General features: G+C 61.7%; 16 protein-coding genes. 6 read left to right on the forward strand and 10 right to left on the reverse strand.

All coding sequences use genetic code 11. The annotated features are described in order from the left end of the window. Nucleotides 1-29 precede the first annotated feature (29 nt). From IFT59_RS02585 to IFT59_RS02610, 6 genes are all read left to right on the forward strand, one after another. Complete coding sequence (locus IFT59_RS02585; RefSeq protein ID WP_192086018.1) at nt 30-1,004, forward strand: zinc-binding dehydrogenase; 975 nt, start codon at nt 30-32, stop codon at nt 1,002-1,004. A 302-nt stretch (nt 1,005-1,306) separates the two neighbouring features. Continuing rightward, a complete protein-coding gene (locus IFT59_RS02590) occupies nt 1,307-2,560 on the forward strand; it encodes a sarcosine oxidase subunit beta family protein (protein ID WP_062461061.1) in 1,254 nt (417 codons plus the stop codon). A 19-nt stretch (nt 2,561-2,579) separates the two neighbouring features. Continuing rightward, entirely contained in the window at nt 2,580-2,936 is a 357-nt protein-coding gene (locus tag IFT59_RS02595) for a sarcosine oxidase subunit delta (protein WP_062461058.1), read from the forward strand. Next, complete coding sequence (locus tag IFT59_RS02600) at nt 2,933-5,908, forward strand: sarcosine oxidase subunit alpha (RefSeq protein WP_192086019.1); 2,976 nt, start codon at nt 2,933-2,935, stop codon at nt 5,906-5,908. The genes IFT59_RS02595 and IFT59_RS02600 overlap by 4 nt, the downstream gene beginning before the upstream one ends. Next, nucleotides 5,901-6,455 (forward strand): sarcosine oxidase subunit gamma, encoded by a 555-nt coding sequence (locus tag IFT59_RS02605; protein WP_192086020.1) that lies wholly within the window; start codon nt 5,901-5,903, stop codon nt 6,453-6,455. Before IFT59_RS02600 ends, IFT59_RS02605 begins: the two co-directional genes overlap by 8 nt. A 75-nt stretch (nt 6,456-6,530) precedes the next feature. After that, complete coding sequence (locus IFT59_RS02610) at nt 6,531-6,851, forward strand: hypothetical protein (RefSeq protein WP_192086021.1); 321 nt, start codon at nt 6,531-6,533, stop codon at nt 6,849-6,851. Between the two features lie 27 nt (nt 6,852-6,878). Here IFT59_RS02610 and IFT59_RS02615 read toward each other — a convergent pair whose 3' ends face one another. From IFT59_RS02615 to IFT59_RS02660, 10 genes are all read right to left on the reverse strand, one after another. Then, nucleotides 6,879-7,364 (reverse strand): MaoC family dehydratase, encoded by a 486-nt coding sequence (locus IFT59_RS02615; protein ID WP_062461045.1) that lies wholly within the window; start codon nt 7,362-7,364, stop codon nt 6,879-6,881. A gap of 76 nt (nt 7,365-7,440) precedes the next feature. Beyond that, entirely contained in the window at nt 7,441-9,384 is a 1,944-nt protein-coding gene (gene glgX, locus IFT59_RS02620) for a glycogen debranching protein GlgX (protein WP_192086022.1), read from the reverse strand. Nucleotides 9,385-9,588: 204 nt separating this feature from the next. Beyond that, nucleotides 9,589-11,217, reverse strand: coding sequence for an alpha-D-glucose phosphate-specific phosphoglucomutase (locus IFT59_RS02625; protein ID WP_192077642.1), 1,629 nt, complete (start codon nt 11,215-11,217; stop codon nt 9,589-9,591). 1 nt (nt 11,218) lies between these two features. After that, entirely contained in the window at nt 11,219-12,664 is a 1,446-nt protein-coding gene (gene glgA / locus IFT59_RS02630) for a glycogen synthase GlgA (RefSeq protein ID WP_192086023.1), read from the reverse strand. Nucleotides 12,665-12,677: 13 nt separating this feature from the next. Then, nucleotides 12,678-13,940: a glucose-1-phosphate adenylyltransferase gene (gene glgC, locus IFT59_RS02635; RefSeq protein ID WP_062461037.1), complete on the reverse strand. Its 1,263-nt coding sequence runs from the start codon at nt 13,938-13,940 to the stop codon at nt 12,678-12,680. An 18-nt stretch (nt 13,941-13,958) separates the two neighbouring features. After that, the gene (glgB, locus tag IFT59_RS02640) at nt 13,959-16,148 is read right to left on the reverse strand and encodes a 1,4-alpha-glucan branching protein GlgB (RefSeq protein ID WP_249407548.1); all 2,190 of its coding nucleotides are present in this window, start codon (nt 16,146-16,148) and stop codon (nt 13,959-13,961) included. A 17-nt stretch (nt 16,149-16,165) separates the two neighbouring features. Continuing rightward, a complete protein-coding gene (locus IFT59_RS02645; RefSeq protein WP_062461031.1) occupies nt 16,166-18,628 on the reverse strand; it encodes a glycogen/starch/alpha-glucan phosphorylase in 2,463 nt (820 codons plus the stop codon). Nucleotides 18,629-18,849: 221 nt separating this feature from the next. After that, nucleotides 18,850-20,070, reverse strand: a complete 1,221-nt coding sequence (locus tag IFT59_RS02650) for a vWA domain-containing protein (RefSeq protein ID WP_062461028.1) — start codon at nt 20,068-20,070, stop codon at nt 18,850-18,852. Between the two features lie 136 nt (nt 20,071-20,206). Continuing rightward, on the reverse strand, nt 20,207-21,085 hold the full coding sequence (locus IFT59_RS02655) for a transglutaminase family protein (RefSeq protein WP_192077638.1): 879 nt from the start codon (nt 21,083-21,085) through the stop codon (nt 20,207-20,209). A gap of 19 nt (nt 21,086-21,104) precedes the next feature. Further along, a complete protein-coding gene (locus IFT59_RS02660; protein WP_192086025.1) occupies nt 21,105-23,561 on the reverse strand; it encodes a circularly permuted type 2 ATP-grasp protein in 2,457 nt (818 codons plus the stop codon). Nucleotides 23,562-23,594 lie beyond the last annotated feature (33 nt).

Consider the following 23,594-nt stretch of genomic DNA (forward strand, 5'->3'; position numbering starts at 1 on the left):
AGCCACGCGGGACCGAACGGAGAAATCTCATGCGTAGTGCCATTCATTCCAGTTTCGGCGATCCGTCTTCCGTCCTGTCGATCGAGGATCGCCCAATTCCGCAGCCCGGCCCCGGCCAGATCCGGATCCGCATGTCGATGGCGGCGATCCACAATCACGATCTTCTGACGGTTTCCGGCGATTACGGCTACAAGCCCGACCTGCCCGCCGTCGCCGGCACCGAAGGAACCGGTATCGTCGATGCGCTGGGCGAGGGCGTCTCGCACCTGAAGGTCGGGCAGCGTGTGGCGGCCTCAGGGCAGGGCACCTGGGCGGAGTATTATATCGCGTCGGCCATGGCGGCCGTGCCGCTGCCCGATTCGATTTCCGATGAGGCTGGCGCGCAGCTGATCTCGATGCCGCTCAGCGCCCTGACACTGCTCGATTTTGCGGGTGTCGAAAAAGGTGACTGGATCATCCAGAACGCGGCCAATGGTGCGGTCGGCAAGACGCTCGCGATGTTTGCCAAGCCGCGTCAGATCAATGTCATCAACCTCGTCCGACGTGACGAGGCGGTGCGCGAACTGGCGGATCTCGGCATCCAGAATGTCGTCTCGACGTCGCAGACCGGATGGCGCGAGACGGTCAATGCGCTCTCGGGCGGATCCTCGATCAAGGCGGGGGTTGATGGCGTCGGCGGCCCGGCCTCCGGAGACCTGCTGTCGGTGCTTGGCGAAAACGGACTGCTGATCTCGTTCGGATTGATGTCGGGAACGCCGATGCAGCTTTCTGCCAGCGACATGATTTTCAAGCAGGCTGTGGTCAAGGGTTTCTGGCTCGCCAAGATCGCGCCCAAGCTTCCTGCGGAAAAGATGAAGAGCCATATCAGCGAGATCGTCGAAGCCGTCGCCAACGGCACCGTGACCCTCACCGTCTCCGAGGTCTTTGGTCTCGATGACATCGCCAAGGCGGCCAAGGCAGCCGGCGAGCACGGCCGCACCGGCAAGGTGCTGCTCCGGGCCTGATTTTGCCTCTCGATGACAAACCGGGGAAACTTTCCCCGGTTTGTGTCTGTCCAAATTTCACAGGAAGCCTGTGGCCGCGTTAACGGCCGGTCGCTCTAACGTCACGACCCCATCTTCGCCTGGCGCCGTCGTCACATGAACGTCGGCCGGGCCTTTCGTCCGAGGTTCCCGGGCCTGTTTTCCGCGCGTGTCGAAACAATCCTCTGAGGCGTCGCAAAACGGCCATTGCGGCGCATATTGATTTGCGATGGGTATGGTTCTACCCAAGAGCCTTACCCGGCGGATCAAGGAGACGCGGCCTCATGCGCAAATATTCGGTTTTCGCCATAGCCCGCGAGGCAATGCGTGCCCACAAGGGATGGGAGGCGCAGTGGACCTCTCCCGAGCCGCGCAGCTCTTACGACGTGATCATCGTCGGTGCCGGCGGTCATGGTCTCGGTGCCGCCTATTATCTCGCCAAGGAACACGGCATCACCAATGTCGCGGTGATCGAGAAGGGCTGGCTCGGCGGCGGCAACACCGGCCGCAACACGACCATCATCCGCTCCAACTATCTCTATGAAGAGAGCATGGATATCTACGAGCATTCCCTCAAGCTGTGGGAAGGCCTGAGCCAGGAGCTCAACTACAACGTCATGTATTCGCCGCGCGGCGTGATGATGCTGTCGCACAACATTCATGACCAGCAGTCGTTCAAGCGCCATATCAATGCCAACAGGCTCTACGGTATCGACAACGAATGGCTGACGCCGGAACAGGCCAAGGCCTTCGTTCCGGTTCTCGATATTTCGAAGACGGCACGCTACGCCATCAATGGCGCCGCCCTGCAGCGGCGCGGCGGCACAGCCCGCCACGATGCCGTTGCCTGGGGCTATGCGCGCGCGGCGGCCGATCGCGGCGTCCATATCATTCAGAACTGCGAAGTCACCGGCATCCGCCGCGGACCGGGTGGCGAAGTTCAGGGCGTCGAGACTTCCAAGGGCTTTATCGGTGCCAACAAGGTCGGCGTATCGGCTGCCGGCCATTCGTCGGTCGTGATGGAAATGGCGGGCGTTCGCGTGCCCCTGCATTCCAACCCGCTGCAGGCGCTGGTGTCGGAACCGCTGAAACCCATCTTCCCTTGCGTCGTCATGTCGAACACGGTGCATGCCTATATCTCGCAGTCCGACAAGGGCGAGCTGGTGATCGGCGCCGGTACCGACCAGTATAATTCATACTCGCAGACCGGCGGCCTGCAGATCATCACCCATACGCTCGATGCGATCTGCGAACTGTTTCCGATCTTCCGCAGGGTCAAGATGATGCGGCAGTGGGGCGGCATTACCGACAACACGCCGGACAGGTCGCCGATCCAGGGTGTCACGCCGGTTCCTGGACTTTTCGTCAACTGCGGCTGGGGTACCGGCGGCTTTAAGGCGACGCCCGGCTCGGCCAACCTGTTTGCGCATCTGATCGCCAAGGGCGAACCGCATAAACTGGCGTCGGGTCTCAATCTCGACCGGTTCCGCACGGGCCGGCTGATCGACGAGGCGGCAGCCGCTGCCGTCGCGCACTGATAGTGAGGGGATAGACCAGATGCTTTTGATCCACTGCCCCTATTGCGAAGAAGATCGCTCGGAACTGGAGTTCCGCTGGGCCGGCGAGGCGCATATCGCCCGGCCGGAGAATATCGCGGCAATTTCCGACGAGGAGTTCGCGGAGTTCTTCTTCCTGCGCAACAACGAGAAGGGTCTCACCTATGAACGGTGGCGGCATATTCACGGCTGCGGCCGCTTCTTCAACGCGGCCCGCGATACGGTGAGCGACAGGTTCCTGATGACCTACAAGGCAGGTCTGCCGAAACAGCCGATCCCGGTCGCAAGCAAGGCGGCGGCGATTGCCGAGGAAAAGACCGTCGAAACCTGGGAAGCTACGGAAGGAGACGCAAGATGAGTTCTTCCTCCAACTCGGGCGAATTCCGCATCAAGGGCGCCGGCCGTCATACGCCGGCCCGCACCGCGCGCTTCACCTTCGACGGCAAAAGTTACACGGCGCTGGAGGGCGATACGGTCGCGTCAGCGCTTCTGGCGCATGGCGTGCATCTGCTCGGCCGCTCGTTCAAATACCACCGCCCGCGCGGCATCCTGACATCAGGTCCGGAAGAGCCGAATGCGCTGCTCGACGTGTCGCGCGATGCTGCTCGCCGTCAGCCGAACGTGCGCGCCACGGTGCAGGAAGTGTTCGATGGCGCAAAGATCGCCTCGCAGAACCGCTGGCCGTCGCTTAAATACGATATCGGCGCGTTCAACGACATGCTGTCGCCGTTCTTTGCCGCAGGTTTCTACTACAAGACCTTCATGTGGCCGCGGGAAGCCTGGCACAAACTCTATGAGCCGATCATCCGTCGCGCTGCGGGTCTGGGCGAAGCGCCGAAGGAAGCGGATCCCGATCATTACGCCAGCCGCTACGTGCATTGCGACATCCTGATCGCTGGCGCCGGTATTGCCGGCCTGACGGCGGCACTTTCGGCGGCTGCGACCGGAAAGAAGGTCATTCTCGTTGACGAACAGCCTGAAGTCGGCGGTGCTCTGCATTTCGACAGTTCCACGGTGATCGATGGACAGAACGGTTTCGACTGGGCACAGGCCACGGCTGCAAAGCTGAAGGCGATGCCGAATGTCACGGTGCTGGCGCGCACCACCGTGTTCGGCTATTACAATCACGGTTTCATCGGCCTTGTGGAACGGGTGACCGACCATGTGGCGCTTCCGGGCCGAGATCTGCCGCGCGAGCGTCTCTGGCAGGTGCGTGCGAAAAAGGTCGTGCTGGCGACCGGCTCGATCGAACGGCATATGGTGTTTGCCAACAATGACCGACCGGGCATCATGCTGGCGTCTGCCGCGCGCAGTTTCCTCAACCATCACGGCGTTGCCGTCGGCCGCAATGTCGGCGTCTATACCGCCCATGACAGCGCCTATGAGGCGGCGTTCGACCTGAAGCGGGCGGGTGTGTCGATCGCTGCCATCATCGACAGCCGCAGCCATCCGGGCGATGCGGTGCTGGCGGAGGCCCGCGCGCTCGGGATCGACGTGCTGACAGGCCATGCCGTGACCGACACGTCCGGCCGGCTGCGGATCAACTCCATCACCGTCACCCGCAATGGCGGCGCCAATGCGCGCAAGATCAAAGTCGACGCGCTGCTCATCTCGGCAGGCTGGACTCCGTCAGTGCATCTGTTCTCGCAGTCTCGCGGGAAACTGCGCTTCGACGAGGCAAACCAGCGGTTCCTGCCGGATATCTACGCCCAGAACAGCATCTCGGTCGGGGCCTGCAACGGAACCGACGATCTGGCCGATCTGATCGACGAGGCGATTGCTGCAGGCGGCGGTGCAGCTGTGGTCTCGGGCGAAAACCGGTTCGAATGGACCGGCGGCATGATCGGGGCGGCCGAAGGGGCGGGACCGGAGGATGCGGTCAAGGCGTTCGTCGATTTCCAGCATGACGTGACCGCCAAGGACATCCGTCTTGCGGTGCGCGAGGGCATGCATTCGATCGAGCATATCAAGCGCTTTACCACCAATGGCATGGCGTCCGATCAGGGCAAGCTTTCCAACATGCATGGCCTCGCCATCGCGTCGGAAATGCTCGACCGGCCGATCCCGCAAGTGGGTCTCACCACGTTCCGCGCGCCCTATACGCCTGTCACCTACGGCACGCTGATCGCCCATTCGCGCGGCGACCTGTTCGATCCCGCCCGCAAGACGCCGATGCATGCGCTGGAAGCGGCAGAAGGCGCCGAGTTCGAGGATGTCGGCAACTGGAAGCGCGCCTGGTATTTCCCAAAGCGCGGCGAAGACATGCACGCGGCCGTCAACCGCGAGTGCAGAACCGTGCGTGAGGTCGGCGGCGTGTTCGATGCCTCGACGCTCGGCAAGATCGAAGTGGTCGGTCCGGATGCCGCGAAATTCCTCAACCTGCTCTACACCAATGCCTGGGATACGCTGAAACCCGGCAAGAGCCGTTATGGGATCATGACGCGGGAAGACGGGTTCATCTATGACGACGGTGTCGTCGGGCGCCTGGCAGAAGACCGTTTCCATGTGACGACCACGACCGGCGGTGCGCCGCGGGTGCTGCAGCATATGGAAGACTATCTGCAGACGGAATTCCCGCATCTCAACGTATGGCTGACATCGACCACCGAACAATGGGCTGTCATCGCGGTACAGGGTCCGAAGGCGCGCGAGATCATTGCGCCCTTCATCGACGGGCTCGACATTTCCAACGAAGCCTTCCCGCATATGAGCGTTGCCGAGTGCACGATCATGGGCGTTCCGGGGCGGTTGTTCCGCATGTCGTTTACCGGCGAGCTCGGGTTCGAAGTCAATGTGCCCGCCGATTTCGGGGCGGCGGTTTGGAAGGCGATCTGGGAACGCGCGCAATCGATGGGGGCCTGCCTCTACGGCACGGAAACCATGCACGTTCTCCGCGCCGAAAAGGGCTATATCATCGTCGGCCAGGATACGGACGGCACGGTCACCCCTGACGATTCCGGTTATGGCTGGGCTGTCTCGAAGAAGAAGACCGATTTCGTCGGCATCAGAGGGCTGAAGCGTCCGGACCTTGTGCGCGAGGGACGCAAGCAGCTGGTCGGCCTGTTCACCAAGGATCCGAAGGATGTGCTGGAAGAGGGCGCGCAGATCGTTGCCGATCCGAACCAGCCGAAGCCGATGACCATGCTCGGCCATGTGACCTCGTCCTACTGGTCGGAAACTCTCGGCCGATCGATCGCGATCGCGCTGGTTGCCGGCGGACGCGCAAAGATGGGCAGCACGCTCTACGTGCCGATGGCCGACAGGACGATTTCGGTGGAAGTGACCGACATGGTGTTCTTCGACAAGGAAGGAGGCCGCATCAATGGCTGATATTGCAATGGCTCAGCGCGTACTCCCGATGACCGGCGTCCACGGCGGTTCCTCCGTCGTCCGGCTCGAACCGGCAGCTCCGGCCGGCCGCATTTCGCTGCGGGCGAAGGCGGAGGATGTATCCGCACTTTCAGGCTCGCTCGGCGTCGATCTGCCGGTCAGGCCGAAGACGTCCGCATCCGCCAATGGCCGCACCGCGCTATGGCTCGGACCGGACGAGTGGCTGGTGATCGACGAAAGCGAAAGCGGGTTGATGACCGCTGCCGCAAATTCCGGCGTGCTGCATTCGGCGACCGACGTGTCTCACCGCAACACCGCGATCCTGATTTCGGGTCCGGGTGCGGAGGCCGCGATCAACACGGGTTGCCCGCAGGATCTGTCGCTTTCAGTCTTTCCGGTCGGTGCCTGCTCGCGCACGCTGTTTGGCAAGGTGGAAGTGGTGCTTCTGCGCACGGGCGAGGAGGCGTTCCGAATGGAAGTCTGGCGGTCGTTTTCCGACTACGCCTTCGGCCTTCTCTCGGAAGGCGCGAAAGACGCTGCGCTTTAGCTCTTCGACCATCGCCTGACTTGAATTGGGTTCGACAATACCGCACCCTCCCATTGCAGAATGGGAGGGTTTTTTATGGTGGACGCTGGTTGGCCGGATATTCAGTGGGTCTTGCTCGGGATCGCTGCCGCCATCGCCGGGGGCGCGGTAGCGGCGAAGTTGTCCGGTGTCGAACTGTGGAAGGGCATTCTGGTCGGCGGAGTAGCGGTCATTGCGGCGCTACTGGCTTCGCTCGTGCCGGGGATCGACCGCAGTCTGTCGATGCCGATCGCCGGGTTGATCGCGGCCGGGATTTCCGGTTCTGCGCTGGGGCTGACGGCATCCCGGACGGCGCCCCTTCTGATCGGTGCCGCCTTGCCGCCGCTCATCGGGTTGCTGATGCTGGAATTGCGATGACGCGACAGGAGATGAACGGGAGGTAACTCAGGCGTCTTCCGGCCGATCCTTCGGGTCGAACTGGACGATGGTGATCCATGTGGCGGTCAGTGCCGGCTTTTTCTCGTTCTCGATCTCGATCGAAACCTCGTATGTGGTCATCAGCATGCCGGCGCCGCGGAAGCGGCTGTCGGCCAGCGTGAAGTGGCCGCGGACCCGCGCGCCGCTCTTGACGGGCGACATGAAGCGGACCTTGTCGAACCCGTAGTTGATCCCCATCGTCTGTTCGCGGATTTTCGGCATGGTTTCGTAGTTCATGGCCGACAGCAGCGACAGCGACAGAAAGCCGTGGGCGATGGTGCCGCCGAATGGGCTTTCGGCCTTGGCACGCTCTGGATCCACGTGGATAAACTGGTGATCGAGGGTCGCATCGGCGAACTGGTCGATCATTGTCTGGTTGACGGTAATCCAGTCGGAAACACCCAGTTCCTGACCGACCAGTCCTGCAACATCGGCGAGGGAAATTTCACGCATGCGCTGCTCTTTCCGTTGGTTGTGATGCGGACTCTTACAGGCTTTGAAGGACTTGGCGACAGGTTTTTGCAGTGCATCAATTTTCGATGCAAAAGCGGACCGACCGGGGGGCAAGTGCCGTATCCCACGGCTGGTTATCAGGATAACAACGCCAGTTCAGGCCGGGAAGGGCGAAGGTTTGCGGGGTGTGGCCGCGGTTGATGATGATGGCGAGCCGCGTGGCTTTTCCGGTCGTTGCATCGTCGGTTTTCAGCATGAAACCGAGGACCGGATTGGCGGGGTTTTCCCAGTCGGACACCTGCATCGGCTGGCCGCGTGGCGAGATCCATTCGATATCGCCATCGCCCGTGAGCAGGCTGGTTTCGGAGAATACGGAGAACCGTTTGCGGAGGGCTGAAAGCATTGCCGTGTGCTCGACCAGCGCCTTGTCGAGCGTGGCCCAGTCCATCCAGGTGATCTCGTTATCCTGCGCGTAGGCGTTGTTGTTGCCGCGCTGGGAGCGACCGGCCTCGTCGCCCATCGTCAGCATGATCGTGCCTCGGCTGGCAAACAGCGTCGAGAGCAGGGCTTCGGCGTCCCTTCGACGGTCGGCGAGGATATCGCGGTCCCTTGTCACGCCCTCGGCGCCGTTGTTCCAGGACATGTTGTCGCCGTGACCGTCGCGGTTGTCTTCGCCGTTCGCCTCATTGTGCTTGTGCTCGTTGGACACGAGATCCATCAGCGTGAAGCCGTCATGGGCGGCGAGGAAATTGACCGTGCGCGTGTGTCCGGAGAAAAGGTCAGACGAGCCGGCAAGCCGGGTGGCGAGCGCGCCTGTCGTCCACTCGTCGCCGCGCCAGTAACGGCGGATGTCGTCGCGGGCGCGGTCGTTCCACTCGAGGAATTTTTCCGGAAAATTGCCGAGCTGATAGCCGCCGGGGCCGATATCCCAGGGTTCGGCGATCATGACGCGGTCTTTCAGGACCTCGTCTTCGAGCATCGCGGTCAGCGTTTCGCTATCGGCGTCGAAACCGTTCGAGGTGCGACCGAGGATCGGCGCCAGATCGAAGCGGAAGCCGTCGACGCCAGCGTGGATCACGAAATGGCGCAACGTATCGACGATCAGGCGCCGGACTTCGGGATGGTCGCAGGCGAGCGTGTTGCCGGTACCGGTGTCGTTGATGAGAAGGCCCGGCTCGTCTTTCGCGTGGCGATAGTAGGCGAGGTTGTCGATCCCGCGCATCGACAGCGTGGCACCGTAGCGATCGCTTTCGCCCGAATGGTTGAACACGAGATCAAGGATGACGCCGATGCCGGCCTCGTGCAGGGTGGCGACGGTGTCGCGCAGTTCCTCAACCCCGCCCGGGCAAAGGCGCGGGTCGAGCGCCATGAAGGCGATGGGATTGTAGCCCCAGCCATTGGTGAGACCGAGCGACGGGAGGTGCCGTTCGTCGATCCAGGCGGTGATTGGCATCAGCTCGATCGCGTCGACGCTGATCCTTTTGAGATGGGCGATGATCGCTGGATGCGCAAGCGCTGCGACCGTGCCGCGGATATCTTCCGGCACGTCGGGGTGGAGAATGGTGAAGGGTTTTACGGCGACTTCGTAGATCAGTCCGCCGGGGGTAAACCGCGGCGCCTCGATCTTGGCTGCGACGTGCTCCGTGACGATTGCCTTGGGCACCAGGCCGGCCGTGTCGAAGTTGAACTGCGAGAGGTTCGGATCGTAGACGAAGGGGCGGTCGAGTTCTTTGGCGTAGGGGTCGACAAGCAGTTTCGACGGGTCGAACCAGAGGCCTTTATCCGGATCGTAGATGCCATGGGCACGAAAACCGTAGCGCTGGCCGGGCCGGATCGAGGGGAGGTCGATGCGGTGGAGGTTGTCGTCGCCGCGCGTCATCGGGTGGCGGGCGGTTTCGGTCTCGCCATCGGCATCGAACAGGCAGAGTTCGATCTTTTCCGCATGCTGCGACCAGACGGAGAATTCGGCCATCTTATCCAGGAGAACAGCGCCGCGTCTTTGAGCGTGTGCGTGAGACATATCGGGTTCCTTATCGCTCATCCATTTCGCCAGCGACCGTGCGTTCGCGGCTGACAATCAGCCTTCCTTCTCTGGGCTTCGTGGGAAGAAGAGACGTGTCCTATGGAAGTAGGGTCCCGTGTCGCTGCGGCAAATCCTTCTCCCCGATTGCGGGGAGAAGGTTGCTGTCGCCGGATGAGGGGCAATGTCACCCGGCAGCCTCGATCAGGTGATCACCGTCGGGGCATCCCGGCCGGACCGCTTCTTGAGATCCGAAATCTCGTCTGCCACTGCGATCAGGTCGGCGAGCGCCGTCTGGGTCTCGATGTCGTGGCGGCTGGCATCGGGTTCGTAGCGCTCGACATAGACGCGGATCGTCGCACCCGACGTGCCGGTGCCCGACAGGCGGAACACGACGCGGGAGCCACCTTCGAACAGGATGCGGATGCCCTGGTTCTTCGAAACGGAGCCGTCGATCGGGTCGAGATAGGCGAAATCGTCAGCAAATTCGACCTTGAGTGCGCCGAAGGTCTGGCCGGGGAGCGTCGGGAGCTTTTCGCGCAGGGCCGCCACGAGAGCGTTCGCTGCATCCGAATCCACTTCCTCGTAGTCGTGGCGGGAATAGTAGTTGCGGCCGTATTCGGCCCAATGCGACTTGACGATTTCAGCGACGCTCTCGTTTCTGGCTGCCATGATATTCAGCCAGAACAGAACCGCCCAGAGGCCGTCCTTTTCGCGCACGTGGTCGGAACCGGTGCCGAAGCTTTCCTCGCCGCAGACGGTGGCCTTGCCGGCATCGAGCAGATTGCCGAAGAACTTCCAGCCGGTCGGCGTTTCGTACATGCCGATCTTCAGCTTTTCGGCCACGCGGTCGGCTGCCGCACTTGTCGGCATCGAACGGGCAATGCCTGCAATACCCTTGGCGTAGCCCGGTGCGAGCGTCGCGTTTGCTGCGATGATCGCCAGGCTGTCCGACGGTGTCACGAACATGCCCTTGCCGACGACCATGTTGCGGTCGCCGTCGCCATCGGAGGCGGCACCGAAATGCGGGCCGCTCTTGCTCATCACGTCGTCATAGAGTTCCTTGGCATGGACAAGGTTCGGGTCCGGATGATGACCGCCGAAGTCGGGAAGCGGGATCGCGTTGCGTACCGAGCCCTCGGGCGCGCCAAGCCGGTTCTCGAAGATTTCCACGGCATAGGGGCCTGTGACGGCGCCCATCGAATCGATCGCAATGCGGACGCCGCTCGCAAGCAGGGCGCGGATTGCCACGAAATCGAACAGCTGCTCCATCAGTTCGGCATAATCAGCGACCGGATCGATGACCTGGACTTCCATTCCGGAGATCTTGAATGTTCCGACGTCATCGAGGTCGATATCGGCCGCATCAGCGATCTTGTAGGTGTCGATCACCTTGGTGCGGGCATAGATCGCGTCGGTGATCTTTTCAGGCGCCGGGCCGCCGTTGCCGGTGTTGTACTTGATGCCGAAATCTTCGTTCGGGCCGCCGGGATTGTGGCTGGCCGACAGGATCAGGCCGCCGAAGGCGTGGTATTTGCGAATGATGTTGGAAGCGGCCGGCGTCGACAGGATACCGCCCTGGCCGACCATGACCTTGCCGAAGCCGGAAGCCGCGGCCATCTTGATCGCCTTCTGGATGACTTCGCGGTTGTAATAGCGGCCGTCGCCGCCGATCACCAGCGTCTTGCCGGCAAATCCCTCGAGACTGTCGAAGATCGCCTGGATGAAGTTTTCGGCGTAGTTTTCCTGGGCGAAGACGGGTACCTTCTTGCGCAGGCCGGAGGTTCCAGGCTTCTGATCCTGATAGGGCGTGGTCGATACGGTTTTGATCATCTCAAATGCCTTTTCTTGCAAGTAGGTCGGAATAGAGCGCGGCATAGAGGCCAGCACTCCTGTCCCAGGAAACGTCGGATTTCATGCCCTGCTTCTGCATTTCCGTCCAGACATCAGGGTCTTTGTAGAGACGGATGGCGCGGCGCAGGGCGCGGCCAAGATTGTCGGCTGTTGCCGGGCCGAAGGAGACACCGGTTGCGGCCTTCGCAGCGAGTGCGGCGGGGCTAGCGTCGATGACCGTGTCGTTGAGGCCACCGGTGCGGGCAACGACCGGGATGCAGCCGTAACGCAGACCGTAAAGCTGGGTGAGGCCACACGGCTCGAACCGGGAGGGGATGATGATGGCATCGGAGCCGCCCTGAAGCAGGTGCGACAGCGGCTCGTCATAGGTAGTCAGAACCGAAACGCTGCCCGGATGGCGGCCTGCAGCGGCGTGAAATGCGGTTTCGAGCGCCTGATCGCCGGAGCCGAGCACCGCCAGCCTGCCGCCGGCTTCGACAAGGTTGTCGATCTCCTGCGCCAGCAGATCCATGCCCTTCTGCGAGGTGAGGCGGGAGATGACGCAAAACAGCGGACCGTCGCTTTCGACGAGGCCGAACCGCTCCTCGATCGCCCGCTTGTTGCCGGCGCGGCTTGCAAGGCTTTCGGCACCGTAGCGGGTGTGCAGGTTGATGTCGGTTTCCGGGTCCCAGATTTCAGCGTCGATGCCGTTGACGATACCCGTCAGATCCACGGAGCGGCGGGAGAGCAGACCCTCGAGCCCCATGCCGTATTCGCCGCTCAGAATTTCCTCGGCATAGGAGGGAGAAACGGTAGAGATTGCCCAGCTCGTCTCCAGCCCGGCTTTCAAATAGCTGATGCCGCCGAAATATTCGATCCCGTCCATCGCAAAGGCATGGTCCGGCAGACCGAGAAAGGGGAAGATATCGGCGCCGAACATGCCCTGGAACGCGATGTTGTGAATGGTGATCAGCGTCGGGATTTCGGGCGTTTCCGAGTAGCGCATAAAGGCCGGAAGCATGGCCGCCTGCCAGTCATGGACATGTGCGATGTCGGGCCGCCAGCCCGCGATACCGTCCTGCGCGATGATCGCACCCGCCTTGGACAGTGCCGCGAAGCGTCTCCAGTTGTCGGGATGGTCCATGCCCGTCTGATCGAGATAGGGGCCGCCCGGCCTGTCGAAGAACATGGGGCAGTCGAGCACCAGGAGGTCTAGCCCCTGGTGCGTGACTTCGAGGATATCGGCACTGGCACCGAGAAGGTCGTCGAAACTCATGACGAGTTTTGCATCCTTCAGCACCCGCATGACAGCCGGATAGCCCGGCATCAGGGTCTTCATCGAGACGCCCTGGCTCTTGAGTGCCAGCGGCAGTGCGCCGGCCACATCGGCGAGGCCGCCGGTTTTTACCAGCGGAAAGACTTCGGACGCGACCGACAGAACATTCATCGGAGGATCCCGTTCACAGCTCGAGCTTGTCGATCATCGCCTGGGTGATCAGGCAGATACCGCTCTCGGTGCGGCGAAAGCGCTTAGCATCGAGTTCGGGATCCTCTCCGACGATCAGGCCTTCCGGAATGGTGACGCCGTGGTCGATGATGACGTCGCGAAGCTGGGCGCGCCGTCCGATCCGCACGTTCGGCAGCACAACCGCGCCTTCGAGCTTGGAATAGGAATTGGCACGCACGCCGGTGAAGAGAAGGCTTCGGTTGAGCGACGAACCGGAAATGATGCAGTCGCCGGAAATGACCGAGGATGTTGCGGACCCGCGGCGGTTTTCGTCGTCATGCACAAACTTTGCCGGTGGGGTAATTTCACCGAAGGTCCAGATCGGCCAGGACTTGTCGTAGAGATCAAGGCCGGGCACGATTTCTGTCAGGTCGATGTTGGCCTGCCAGTATGCGTCCACCGTCCCTGCATCGCGCCAGTAGGGCTCGCGCTCGAAATCGGACCGGACGCAGCTATCGGCAAAGCGGTGCGCGACGGCCTTACCGTGCTCGACGATGTAGGGAATGATATCCTTGCCGAAGTCGCGGCTTGAGCCTTCGGCTTCCGCGTCGCGTTTCAGCGCTTCGATCAGGAATTTCGTGTGGAAGACGTAGATGCCCATCGAGGCCAGCGCGAAATCCGGATTGCCGGGAATTCCCGGTGGGTCGGCCGGCTTTTCGACGAAATCGATGATCTCGTCCTTCTCGTTGACATGCATGACGCCGAAGCCCGTGGCTTCCATGCGCGGAACCTCGAGGCAACCGACGGTGACGTCGGCGCCGGAGTTCACGTGCTGCTGCAGCATGTACTCGTAGTCCATCTTGTAGACATGGTCGCCGGCAAGGATGACCATGTATTCCGGCGCGTAGCCCTCGATGATGTCGATGTTCTGGAACACCGCGTCGGCCGTGCCTTCATACCATTGCGTTTCCGAAACGCGCTGGGAGGCGGGCAGGATGTCGAAGCTTTCATTGCGCTCTGAACGCAGGAAGTTCCAGCCGCGCTGCATGTGGCGGATCAGCGAATGCGCCTTGTACTGGGTCGCAACGCCGATGCGGCGGATGCCGGAATTCAGCGCGTTCGACAGCGCGAAATCGATGATGCGCGCCTTGCCGCCGAAGTAGACCGCGGGCTTGGCGCGGCGATCCGTCAGTTCCTTCAGGCGACTGCCGCGGCCGCCGGCCAGGACATAGGCCATCGCGTCGCGTGAGAGTGGCTGTATGCGTTTGTCGTTCATGGTTCTCCCTCCCGGTCGTTATTGCAATTCCAGCATGATCGTCGCCAGAGGCGGCAACGTGATGTCGGCGGTGATCGTTCCTCCCGCATTCACCGCCTGCACGCGTCCGCCATTCCCTTTGCCGGTGCCGCCATAGATCTCGGCATCGGTGTTGAGGATTTCCCGCCATCTGCCCTCGCTTGGCAAGGGAATACGGTAATTTTCCCGGTAGACCGGGGTAAAATTCGTGATCACCGCCACCGGCTTTTCCCCCGGCGCCATACGCAGCCAGGCAAACACGGAGTTTTCGGCATCATCGGCAATCAGCCAGCGGAACCCTTCGCTCTCGCAATCGCGGGCATGCAGGGCGGGCTTGGAGCGGTAGCAGAAGTTCAGATCGCGGACGAGACGGCGCATGCCTTCGTGCGGGCTGTATTGCAGCAGATTCCAGTCCAGCGACCGCTCCTCGCTCCATTCGCTCCACTGGGCAAATTCCTGGCCCATGAACAGCAGCTTCTTGCCCGGATAACCCCACATGAACCCGTAATAGGCGCGCAGATTGGCGAATTTCTGCCAGTCGTCGCCGGCCATCTTGGCGATCAGCGACCCCTTGCCGTGCACGACTTCATCATGGCTGAGCGGCAGGACGAAGTTTTCGGAATAGGCGTAGATCATGCCGAAGGTCATAGTGTTGTGGTGATGCTTGCGGTGAACAGGCTCACGCGCGAGATAACTCAGCGTGTCATGCATGAAACCCATGTTCCACTTGAACCCGAAGCCGAGACCGCCTTCGTGGACCGGCGCCGAGACCTTCGGCCAGGATGTGGATTCCTCGGCAATGGTCATCACACCGGGATGATTGCCGTAGGAAAGCGAGTTCATCTTCTGCAGGAAGCGGACAGATTCCAGGTTCTCGCGGCCGCCATACTCGTTCGGCACCCATTCGCCCTCGCGGCGGGAATAGTCGAGATAGAGCATCGAGGCGACCGCATCGACACGCAGGCCATCGAGGTGGAATTTCTCCGACCAGTAGAGCGCGTTGTTGACGAGATAGGACAGGACTTCGAGACGTCCGAAATTGTAGATCGCCGTGTTCCAGTCGGGGTGGAACCCCTGGCGCGGATCTTCATGCTCGTAGAGTGCGGTGCCGTCGAAATGGCGAAGCCCGTGGGCGTCGACCGGGAAGTGGGCTGGCACCCAGTCGAGGATGACGCCGATGCCGACCTTGTGGCAGCCGTTGACGAAGCGGGCAAAGCCTTCCGGCTCGCCGAAACGGGCCGACGGAGCATAGAGGCCGGTGGTCTGGTAGCCCCAGGACGGATCATAGGGATGTTCGGTAATCGGAAGGAATTCGATATGGGTAAAGCCCATGTCGGTGCAGTAGGGGATTAGTTCGGCGGCAAGCTCGTCCCAGGAGAGGAACGAACCATCCTGCTTGCGGCGCCATGAACCGGCGTGCACTTCGTAGATCGAGATCGCCTGCCGGCGATGATCAGCCTTTTCCCAGAATTCGCGGTGGGCTTCGTCATCCCACTTCTGCACCAGTTCCGGCGTGGTGACGGACGCCGTCTTCGGGCGCATTTCGGCGCGCCGGGCGTAAGGGTCGGCCTTGAGGGGCAAAACTTCGCCGTCGCTGCCGACGATCTCGAACTTGTAGGGGGTGCCGGCCAGGATATCGGGCGCGAAGATTTCCCAGATGCCGGTGTCCTGACGCAGCCGCATGATGTGGCGGCGGCCATCCCAGGTGTTGAAATCACCGACGACGGAAACGCGCTTGGCATTCGGTGCCCAGACGGCGAAATGATATCCCTCGACGCCCTCGTGCTTGAGGGGATGGGCGCCCATCTTGTCGAACAGGCGCAGATGCGATCCCTCGCGGACGAAATAATCGTCCATCGGTCCCAGAACCGGGCCGAACGAGTAGGGGTCCGTCACCGCCCACTCGTCATCACCGCGGCGGGCGCGATAACGGACGGGCTGGCGTTGCGACGCGGAGACGATGCCTTCGAAATAACCGGCTTCGTGGCGGCAGGTGAGTTCCCCCAGTTCCGTGCCGTTCAGCGCCGTGGCCGTGACAGCCTCGGCGCCGGGGATGAAACAGCGGACCCTGTAGACGTCCCCGACCTTGTGCAGGCCGAGAACGGCAAAGAGGTTTGTATGCCTGCCTTCCAAAATCGCCTCGATCTCGGATAACGGGATTTCTCCAGGAGCTCTCCCGTCATCGAGCATACGCGGCGCTTTTGTCATCAGGCTCTCCAGATTTCCGACGCGTATTGGCGAATGGTTCTATCGGAGGAGAACCAACCCATGCGGGCGGTGTTGAGAATAGTCTTCGAATACCATGATTTAGGGTCCGACCAGATTTGGTCAACGCTGCGCTGCGCTGCTGCATAGGCATCGAAGTCGGCGGCAACCATGAACCAGTCGTGATTGTAGATCCCGTCCATCAGGACCGTGAAACGCGACCGGTCATCCGGCGAGAACACGCCTGTCGCAATGGCATTCAGGGCCTGTGCAAGTTCCGGAGACTGGTCGATAACGGCGCGGGGATCGTGGCCCTCGTCGCGGACCTTCTGCACCTCGTCCGCTTTCAGGCCGAAGATGACGATGTTGTCTTCCCCGACATGGTCGCGCATTTCGACATTGGCGCCGTCGAGCGTGCCGATCGTCAGTGCCCCGTTCAGGGCAAACTTCATGTTGCCGGTTCCCGACGCTTCCATACCGGCCGTCGAGATCTGCTCGGAAAGATCGGCTGCGGGGACCATGATCTCGGCGAGAGACACGTTGTAGTTCGGTATGAAGACGATCTTCAGGAGACCGCGCACCGACGGGTCGTTGTTGATGACGCGGGCCACATCGTTGGCGAGCTTGATGATCAGCTTGGCGTTGTGGTAGCTCGGCGCCGCCTTGCCGGCGAACAGTTTGACACGCGGCACCCAGTCGAGTTCGGGATGCGAGCGGATCTGGTCGTAGAGTGCTACCGCCTCGATGATGTTGAGGAGCTGGCGCTTGTATTCGTGGATGCGCTTGATCTGGATGTCGAACATGGCCGACGGATCGAGCCTGATGCCCATGCGGCTGCCGACCAGATTGGCGAGTGCGATCTTGTTGGTGCGCTTGATCGCAGCAAACTTGTCCTGGAACGAGCTGTCGCTTGAGAATTTCTCAAGATCTGTCAGCGCCTCGGTGTCATCAAGGAATTTGTCGCCGATGGCGTCCTGGATCAGCGAAGTGAGGCCCGGATTGCACTGCATCAGCCAGCGGCGAGGGGTGATGCCGTTGGTCTTGTTGTTGATGCGTGTGGGATAGAGCGTGTGCAGGTCCTGGAACACGGTGACCTTCATCAGGTCCGTATGCAGGGCCGAGACGCCGTTGATCGAATGCGAGCCGACGAAGGCAAGGTTGCCCATGCGCACGCGGCGCTCGCCGCCCTCGTCGATCAGCGAGATCGAACGGATCTGGGTTTCGGAGAAATTCTTCAGCTTGCGCGCTTCGAGCAAGATCTTGGTGTTGATCGCATAGACGAGCTGCATGTGGCGCGGCAGCAGGCGCTCGAACAACGGTACCGGCCAGCTTTCCAGCGCCTCGGGCAGAAGCGTGTGGTTGGTGTAGGAGAAGGTCTTGCGGACGATTTCCCAGCTCTCGTCGAAATCCACGCCGTGGATGTCGACCAGAAGGCGCATCAGTTCTCCGATCGAGATCGCCGGGTGGGTGTCGTTGAGCTGGATCGCGACCTTGTCGGGAAGATTGGTGAAATCCGGATACTGCTGCAGGTGGCGGCGCAGGATGTCCTGAAGCGAGGCGGACGAGAAGAAGAATTCCTGGCGCAGGCGCAGTTCCTGGCCGGCCGGATTGGCATCGGCCGGGTAGAGGACGCGGGTGAGGCTTTCGGCCTTGTTGCTTTCGCGCAGCGCACCGATGTGGTCGCCGGCGTTGAAGGCATCGAGCAGGATCGGATCGATCGGCTGGGCCGACCAGAGGCGCAGCGTGTTGACGCGCTTGCCACGCCAGCCGACGATCGGCGTGTCGTAGGCCATGGCGATGACGCGTTCGGCCGGCTTCCAGACATAGCGCGGCGCATCGTCGTAACCGCCGACGGTATCGACCGTGCCGCCGAAGCCGATTTCGTAGGAGCTTTCGCGGCGCTCGAATTCCCAGGGGTTGCCGTGGGCGAGCCAGGTTTCCGGCAGTTCCACCTGCCAGCCATCGGCCATCTGCTGACGGAACAGGCCGTGGACATAACGGATGCCGTAGCCATAGGCCGGGATCTCGACAGTTGCCATGCTCTCCATGAAACAGGCGGCCAGACGGCCGAGGCCGCCGTTGCCGAGGGCTGCATCGGGTTCGAGGCCGGCGATGACAGCCACGTCGACGCCGAGCGATGTCAGCGCGTCGCGGATTTCCGACATCAGGCCGAGATTGCTGACGGCATCGCGCATCAGGCGGCCGATCAGGAATTCCAGCGATAGATAGTAAACGCGCTTCTCGCCTGTTTTGTAGACCTTGCGGGTCGAATCCATCCACCGGTCGATAATGCGGTCGCGCACCACGAGGATCGTTGCGGTCAGCCAGTCATGCGGCTTGGCGACCTGCGCATCCTTGCCGATCCGGTAGGTCAGGCGCTCAATGATCTCCTCTGCCATGATTTCAGGCCGGGAGCTGCGTGGTGCCGGAAAGGGGAGTTCGACGTTAGAAGAGGTCTTGTCCATGTCGCGCTAACTTTCTGGTTAAGCGTGAGAATTGCGTCCGATTCGGACCCTCGTTGAAGATCTGGGAAACCAGTTATGCACCGTTACGAAACGCTTGCAACGGGCAATGATATTGGTCTTGAAATATGTCATGGGCATGTAAAATCGCAAAAAAGCAAAACCCCGCCGGTTGGACGGGGTTCTGCAAATAATCAAACGTTCCGAGAGACTTAGACTGCCGCCTAGTTGGTGAGGCGAACCGCGGATTTTGCCGCCTTGTTGGCGATATCGCCGAACGCGTTGACGAGATCGGTCATGTCTTCAGGCTCGTAATAGTAGTCGCTGGCGCTTGCGCAGGTGCTCAGCAGCGACTTGCCCTTGTCCGGCGCCATGAAGGCAACGGTGAAGATCTTGATGCCATCGGCCTTGGCGGTTTCGCACTGGCTGCGCACTGTTCTGTCCAGCGCCGGATTCCAGTTGGCGCTTTTGCCGGTCATCTCGCCATCCGTCATCAGCACGATGTAGCGGTTGAAGGTGGCATTGCCCTTGGCCGTATGCGCAGTTGCCTCGGTCGTGTTGCTCGATTTCAGCGCATTCAGTGCGAGGGTCATCGCGCCGCTGGCATCGGTGCCGCCGGTCGGAACGCTTGGAAGCGCCGCCACGTACTTGGCAGCCTCGGTCGTGCCCCATGTCATCGGTGTCGGAGACTGCGTCTCATCGGTGTAGGAAACCGCACCGACACGGATCAGCGTATTTTTCGGGTCGGACGTCTTCAGCGACGTGAACAGCCCCGTTGCCGCCGTCTGCAGGGCCTCGATCTTGCGGATGTAGCAGGGCCAGTAGAAGGCGACCGACGGCCAGTCAGCGTTGGTGTAGTTGTCACAGTAGGACCGTAGTGTATTCCTGTCGCTGGTGACAAAGGACATCGAGCCGGACCGGTCAAGCGCCAGGTACATCGAGATGCCGTTGGTCGTTTCCGAACTGCTGGATGCCGTGGCCGCAATATTCAGCGTGATGGACTGGCCGCCGATCATGCTGGTGATCGGGTTCAGCTTCATCGTGTACTTGGTGTTGAGCGCCACCGTATAGCCCTTGCTGGAAGCGCTGTTGTTGGTGGTCTTGGCGCTGACGGCGGTGGCCTTGCGGATCGCCTCCTGCTGCGCTGCCTTTTCTTCAGGTGTGGCGTTCGCGTCTATGCCATTGGCAAGGATCTGGCCGGCAAGGTAGTCGGTCGCCAGTTCCTGGGCGTCCTTCTCGTTCATGCCTTTCTGGGCCATCGATGAGGCAGCTGCCAGTGCCGCGGAATCCGCCAGACCCTGCATCTTGCTCTTGATCTGCATGGCATTGGTAAAATCAAGCGCGACGCCCGCCGAACCCAGGAGGATGGGCAGGAGCACCGCTGTCATAAGGCCGAAATTTCCGTCGCGGTTCTTGGCAAACCGCGTCCAAATTGATGCTGTCATCGCACTTACCCCCGTGCCGTAACCGCGCAACTCATTTGCACTAACACGTGGTCTTGATAGCGCGGAGCGGGTGGAGGAACCGCTAAATCAACCCTTAAAAATTGAACCAACACGACGATTCAGCGCCAAAACGGGTCTATCTGACCGGTATCACATCAACCGCCTGGATGATCTTTCGATTTCCGTAACCTTTGAGCACGCCGATGACAGGTGCGATATCGGAATAGTCACGGCCGTAGGCGACGACGATATGGTCGGTGCCGGCCATGATGTCGTTGGTGGGGTCCAGTTCGACATAGCCGACCGCCTCGCCGCACCAGACCTTGACCCAGGCATGCATCGCGTCGGCGCCTTCCAAACGCTCCTTGCCCGGGGGCGGCAGAGTGCGCAGGAAGCCCGAAACATAACCTGCGGGGATGCCGAGGCTGCGCAGCGCCGTGATCATGATATGGGCAAAGTCCTGGCAGACGCCGCGCTTCAGCTTGAAGGCCTCGCGCGGGGTTGTGTCGACCTTGGTCGCCTTGGAGTCATACTTGAAGTCGTCGTAGATGCGGGTGCAGAGCTCCTTTGCAATCTCCAGCACCGTCTGGCCCGGCTTGACGACGTCGCGGGCATAGGCGGCAATCTGCGGATCTTCGGGCAGGCGAGGGCTTGCGCCGGTCAGGTTGTGCGGCGAGCTGCCGTCGACGCTAAGATACGCTGCAAGCTCCCGCCTCAAGCCATCGAGCCGTGGCGACAGATCCGCGGAGATTGTCGGGGTCTCGACCATGACGCGCGCCTGCATACGGATGTCGAACCGTTCATGCGGCGCGCGCAGCAGGATGGAGGTCGCCTGCTGGCCGAAGAAATCGATGAAGGTGGCTTTCTCCTCTGCGTTCGGCGTGACGGTGATCGTGCCTGCAATCAGCCGTTGGCGGCCGGGCAGCGACAGGGGCAGGACCCGGATCACATGCCGTGCGACCGAGGCCGGCTGGTCATAGACATAGCCCATGTGCATGGAGAGGTCGTAAAGCATGGCGTGTCCTCTCTCCCGCTCAGTTGAAATAGGTTCGGGCGAGAATATCGGAAAGCCGTTCAAGCTCTTGCTCGAGCTTACGGTAAACTTCCACGTCCATGCCCTCGGGGGTCATGACTGCAAGGCCCGAATGCAGTCGCACTGCTTCCCGATAGAAGGGCGACATCTGGCCGTTCACAACGGCATTCGGCAGCTGCTCGACCTCGGTGCGGATCTCGTTCAACTGGAAGAGAATGGAACGCGGGTTGAGCGGATCGAGGGCCAGGAGGTCGGCGACGGTCAGCCGCGCGGTGTTGACGTTGTAGCGGCGCCGGTGGGTCATGACGCTGTCGCCGATTTCGAGCAGCATGTCGAGCGAACCGTCCGGCGCGTCGGGGCCGGACATGTGGGCGAGCAGCCGCGTCATATGCAGACCGCGCTCGAGATAGCGGCCGATCGACAGAAAACGCCAGCCCGTGAAGCGATACATGTTTTCGTGCACGAGACCGGCAAACCCCGCCAGCTTGCGCAGAAGGATGGTGCTGGCATGGGCGGCATCGTCGCCGGGTTGTGCCGATTCATGGAAGCGCTTGGCGGTCTTGGCAAGGTCCGTCAGTGCCAGCCAGCCATCCGGTGAAAAGCGGTCGCGGATGTTGCTGGCCGAATAGATGGCGCTGTTGAGGTGCGACAGGAGCGGTGCCGGCACGGCCTTTGCCATGTCCATATCGATGGATTTCAGGTAGTCGGCCACATCGACCAGAAGCGGCGCGTCCGGATCGGCGGATTCCGCGTATCGCAGGTGCCAGGAGCGCAGGATGCGCAACGCACCTTCGGAGCGCTCGATATAGCGGCCGAGCCAGAACAGATTGTCGGCGGCGCGCGAGGGCAGCGAACCCGGCATGTTGCGGGTAAAGCTTTCTTCCGGTGGCAGCAGCGTCGGCTTGTCGACGGGCTTGTCGGAAACGATCCAGACATCGGCCGCGGTCCCGCCGGCCTGCATGGCGATTGCGGCCACGTCGTCGCCCGAACCGATACGGGCAAAACCGCCGGGCATAAGCTGCCAGCCATCTTCGGTGCGGGCCGCAAAGACGCGCAGCGACATCGGACGCGGGACCAGCTTGCCGTCGACATAGGCAGGCGTCGTCGACAGCGTCACGACTTCCTGGCCGACGAGCTTGGCGCCTTCGCTCGACAGCCACTCGCCGATCGATTCTCTTGCGGTCTCTCTCAAGGACGATCCGAGCACCGACTGGCCGTTGTCGTCGAAGAAGGGCAGGCCGGAATAGGCCGGGCCGATCACCATCCGCCCGATATTCTTGGCCACATGGTCCCGCTCGGCCTTCTGGCCGCACCACCAGGTCGCAATCGAGGGCATGATCGGCGCTTCGCCGAGTAGGCGGCGGCAGATGGCGGGCATGAAGGCGAGCAGCGCCCGGGTTTCGAGAATGCCGGAGCCGAGCGCATTGACGAGTGTCAGCGACCCGGACCGCAGCGCCTGCACCATGCCGGGCGTGCCGATATGGGAGCTCTGGTTCAATTCCATCGGATCGGCGTAGGATGCGTCGAGGCGGCGCCAGAGAACGCCGATGGGTTTCAGACCCGCAGCAGTGCGGACCATGACGCGGTTGTTGAGAACGGTCAGGTCCTCGCCTTCCAGAAGCATGAAACCGAGATAGCGGGCGATATAGGCGTGTTCGAAATAGGTTTCGTTGGCGGGGCCGGGGGAAAGAACCGCGATCCGGTCGTCGGGATATTGCTTGTGGCTCTGCAGCGCATCGCGGAACGCGCCGAAGAAGGAGGCGAGGCGGTGGACATGGCTTTCGGCATAGATATCCGACAGCGCGCGTGTGGTGGCGACGCGGTTTTCGAGAGCAAAGCCTGCGCCTGACGGGGCCTGCGTGCGGTCTGCCAGAACCCACCAGTCGCCATCCGGGCCGCGGCCGATTTCGAACGAACAGAAATGCAGGTAGTGGCCGCTGACCGGCTTTATGCCCACCAGCGGACGCAGAAACTCCGGGTTGCCGGCGACGAGCTGCGGCGGCAGGAAGCCTTCCTCGACCAGCTTGTTGTCGCCATAGATATCGGCAAGCATCGCTTCCAGAAGGTCGGCGCGTTGCTTGAGGCCGCGGGAAATTTCTTCCCATTCCTTTTCCGCGATCAGGACCGGAATATGGCTGATCGGCCAGGCACGTTCGCCGCTGCCGCTTCCGGCCGTGGAGCCGGGTGCGGCATAGGTTCGGTAGAACACGCCGGCATCGCGCAGGTAGCGGTCGGCGCGGGCAAAGCGTTCATGCAGCTCGGCTTCCGAGAGACGGCTCAGATGCGCGATCAGGTTCTCCCAGACCGGCTTGATACGACCTTCGGCGTCCAGCATCTCGTCGGTGACGCCGGCCAAGGCCGCGTAGCCGAGGATCGGGTCAATGCCGATCTCGCCAACGCCTGTCTCGCCAATGGCGGCTTCCGCCTTGGCGTGCTCTGTTGCCGGTCCGTTGGACATGGCTTGCTGTCAACTCCAGTTAAAACCCAGGTG

Source organism: Rhizobium sp. CFBP 8752 (assembly GCF_014842035.1).
Lineage (GTDB): Bacteria > Pseudomonadota > Alphaproteobacteria > Rhizobiales > Rhizobiaceae > Neorhizobium > Neorhizobium soli.

Coding starts and splice junctions, on each gene's coding strand:
- IFT59_RS02585 (WP_192086018.1), top strand. CDS start 30: ATGCGTAGTGCCATTCATTCCAGTTTCGGCGATCCGTCTTCCGTCCTG.
- IFT59_RS02590 (WP_062461061.1), top strand. CDS start 1,307: ATGCGCAAATATTCGGTTTTCGCCATAGCCCGCGAGGCAATGCGTGCC.
- IFT59_RS02595 (WP_062461058.1), top strand. CDS start 2,580: ATGCTTTTGATCCACTGCCCCTATTGCGAAGAAGATCGCTCGGAACTG.
- IFT59_RS02600 (WP_192086019.1), top strand. CDS start 2,933: ATGAGTTCTTCCTCCAACTCGGGCGAATTCCGCATCAAGGGCGCCGGC.
- IFT59_RS02605 (WP_192086020.1), top strand. CDS start 5,901: ATGGCTGATATTGCAATGGCTCAGCGCGTACTCCCGATGACCGGCGTC.
- IFT59_RS02610 (WP_192086021.1), top strand. CDS start 6,531: ATGGTGGACGCTGGTTGGCCGGATATTCAGTGGGTCTTGCTCGGGATC.
- IFT59_RS02615 (WP_062461045.1), bottom strand. CDS start 7,364: ATGCGTGAAATTTCCCTCGCCGATGTTGCAGGACTGGTCGGTCAGGAA.
- glgX (WP_192086022.1), bottom strand. CDS start 9,384: ATGTCTCACGCACACGCTCAAAGACGCGGCGCTGTTCTCCTGGATAAG.
- IFT59_RS02625 (WP_192077642.1), bottom strand. CDS start 11,217: ATGATCAAAACCGTATCGACCACGCCCTATCAGGATCAGAAGCCTGGA.
- glgA (WP_192086023.1), bottom strand. CDS start 12,664: ATGAATGTTCTGTCGGTCGCGTCCGAAGTCTTTCCGCTGGTAAAAACC.
- glgC (WP_062461037.1), bottom strand. CDS start 13,940: ATGAACGACAAACGCATACAGCCACTCTCACGCGACGCGATGGCCTAT.
- glgB (WP_249407548.1), bottom strand. CDS start 16,148: ATGCTCGATGACGGGAGAGCTCCTGGAGAAATCCCGTTATCCGAGATC.
- IFT59_RS02645 (WP_062461031.1), bottom strand. CDS start 18,628: ATGGACAAGACCTCTTCTAACGTCGAACTCCCCTTTCCGGCACCACGC.
- IFT59_RS02650 (WP_062461028.1), bottom strand. CDS start 20,070: ATGACAGCATCAATTTGGACGCGGTTTGCCAAGAACCGCGACGGAAAT.
- IFT59_RS02655 (WP_192077638.1), bottom strand. CDS start 21,085: ATGCTTTACGACCTCTCCATGCACATGGGCTATGTCTATGACCAGCCG.
- IFT59_RS02660 (WP_192086025.1), bottom strand. CDS start 23,561: ATGTCCAACGGACCGGCAACAGAGCACGCCAAGGCGGAAGCCGCCATT.